Consider the following 2,774-nt stretch of genomic DNA (forward strand, 5'->3'; position numbering starts at 1 on the left):
ACAATTATATAGTGTGCCAGGCGAAATAAAGGTTGGGATTATTTCAAAAAAATTTGGACGTCCTACCAGATCACTCATACATGTATAATTACAAACATCATGAGTAGGTCATTTAAATGGTTAAAGAGACGTTATGAACTTTTTGTTAAACAAGATGAAGATTACTCACTTTTAGTATATAAAGATACTTCTTTTCCGTTCAACTATGGGAGGATACAAACTAGGAGCACGAGCCGAAGTTCTTCTACGGGTACTTGGTGTGCTCTTTCGTTCCGTAGTTAACCAGGCGTGGTCTCGATTAATTATTCAAATGCATAATAGAGGTTCATTAAACTAACGGGAAACTTTAGTTAAATAGCACCAGTCTAAAACCTCTTAATTGAAGCAAACTAGAATTAATTGCTCTTATAGGAGGTTTTATTGTGATCTTAAGTGAACTTTTGAATCATTATGAGGCGGATAAACGAATTCAAGGATTTAGCCCAAATACATTGCGTGCGTATGCTTTGCAACTCAAGATGTTGGTTTCGGATCTGGGGGATGTAGATATTTCGGGGGTAACTTTAAATCTCCTAAAGGAATACTTAGCAAAGCAATCAGATCGTTTAAAGCCAAGCAGTCTTGGGCACCGTATCCGCTTTGTACGTTCCTTATTTAATTTTGCATATGAAGAAACCTATCTATCTAGTAATCCTTCCATTAAACTGCGCGAACCAAAAATGGAGAAGCGGGTACCTAAGTTTTTGATGGAAGAAGATGTGATACATTTAAAGATCTCTTGTCAGACCTTACGGGAAAGAGCTCTTCTTGAATTTTTATATTGTACAGGTTGTCGTATAGGTGAGGTGGAGAAGTTAAACATTGAAGACTTGAACTGGGAAAACTGCTGCTCGGCGATTGTAAACGGAAAAGGGGCAAAGCAAAGAGAAGTTTACTTCACCACGGAGTGTAAAGTATGGTTGAAGAAGTATTTAGACAGTCGCGAGGACTCGTGTAAAGCCCTGTTTGTAACAGATAACAGTCCAGTGAAACGAATGGCTATACCAACACTTAGATGGGCATTAAAGCGCTTAGCATCTCGTGGGGCGGTTGCCGCAAACGTGTATCCTCATCGTTTTCGCCATACCTATGCATGTCAGTTGCTCGATAATGGAGCACCATTAGAATTTATTCAAGGCATGTTAGGGCATGAAAAAGCATCAACTACACAAATCTATGCTCAACTACGCGGTGAACGACGGAGAGAACTATATCGGCGATTTTTTTAGCATTGTTAGCCAATAAATCCAACTCGCTTAGGACGGTTTTTCTTTATTTCTAGTCTTACTGATATAAATATAATTCTATTTTCTCTTTTTTATATAAAAATTGATCTGAATGATGAATATATCATGATCTAAATGGAAAGAATCTATTATGGGGCTAAGCAATGCGGAGGGTGTTATTATAAAAAAATTTTTTAATTTTTTTATAATAATGATGATATCTGGAAACGGCTTACAAATCTAATTGTTGATCAACATGATGAACAGTCCAATCAGATAAATTCAGCAATAGAACCTAAAACGGATAAAAATGAATTCAATGTGAAATCTTCGTATTTTAATAATCCAGTGTAAGATCCGGACCTAAGTTCACATTTAGATCCAGATACTTTCACATTTAATGGTAGGATAGGATTTTGAATAGGGGAGGAAAAGCAAACAATTTCAACGAATCCGAAATAGCTCGCCAATTAAATCAAGTCAATGACAAGACTATACAATTGATGACTCCTATGTTCGGATCAATATATCTCAGGGTTGAAAACGAAGTGGAATAAATGAAGAGAATCTACTAAAGAGTATGCAGTCATATTAGAAAACTACTTTTTTAATAGGTAATAGAAGTAAGTAATATTTCATGAAGTGCCCTTCTAATAGATCATAGCAGTATAGAAGGATTGCATTTTATTGTGAAGAGAGAATGAATGTTAGCAATTACATAATGTGTTTCTAGGAATTTTTACGGATAGTAGAACAACATGTTCAAATTAGTTTTTCGTGAATAAGATTTACTCTTCATAAAATGAGAATCAAAACTCTCAGTCTTATGACGCAATAAGAGAGACGCTTACTGATTTAAACAGTTAATAAATTCGAGTTAAAGTTAAAACAATAGCAAAAGACCGCTTCTCAAAGTAAAAAGAGAGCGGTCTTTTGCTATTGGTACCTGAGGATTATCCGTGTTAGTTCGCCAACAACTTTATGCATAAATATACAAATGAGGATTTACTGTTTTTCTCGGTATTTGTGAAAAAGATGGAGATTCTATAACGGTATCGTTAAATTCCTCTCGGTAAATATGAAAAAACCACTTGATTAATAAGCAATATCGATCATTTCTCTCACAAATTATGACGACACACATAGATATGATGTATATGGTGGTGTGCAGCAAAAAGTAATCTCATAGGGGAGAAGGTGCCTCGAGGAAAAAGGTGGCACCCATCCCAAACTTTATGCGTAGTATTTTGGTGTATGTTCAACTCTATTAACTATTAAATTTAAACTACTATTTTTTAAAAAAGGAGAATACATAATATGAAAAACTGGAAACGTATGCTCTTGTCTCTCACCATCTCGGTTGGTTTACTCGCTTCTGCTGCGCCGGCCATGGCTGCACCTCAAGGGACTTCCGTTAAAGTCAACGACCAGGCAGTGGAGTACACTGTAGGAGCACCAATTAATAATAAGGGAACTACATTGGTTCCGCTTCGCTCCACACTTGAAGCC

Annotated in this window: 1 protein-coding gene and 1 pseudogene; both read left to right on the forward strand. The window is 36.2% G+C overall.

Annotated features, from left to right (window positions below; all coding sequences use genetic code 11):
- Positions 1 to 422: 422 nt before the first annotated feature.
- A complete protein-coding gene (locus tag HP552_RS00390) occupies positions 423 to 1,268 on the forward strand; it encodes a tyrosine-type recombinase/integrase (RefSeq protein ID WP_175393822.1) in 846 nt (281 codons plus the stop codon).
- Positions 1,269 to 2,582: 1,314 nt separating this feature from the next.
- Positions 2,583 to 2,774, forward strand: a pseudogene (locus HP552_RS00395) (TraB/GumN family protein); the annotation flags it as partial.

The organism is Paenibacillus xylanilyticus, from assembly GCF_013359935.1.
GTDB classification, from domain to species: Bacteria; Bacillota; Bacilli; order Paenibacillales; family Paenibacillaceae; genus Paenibacillus; species Paenibacillus xylanilyticus.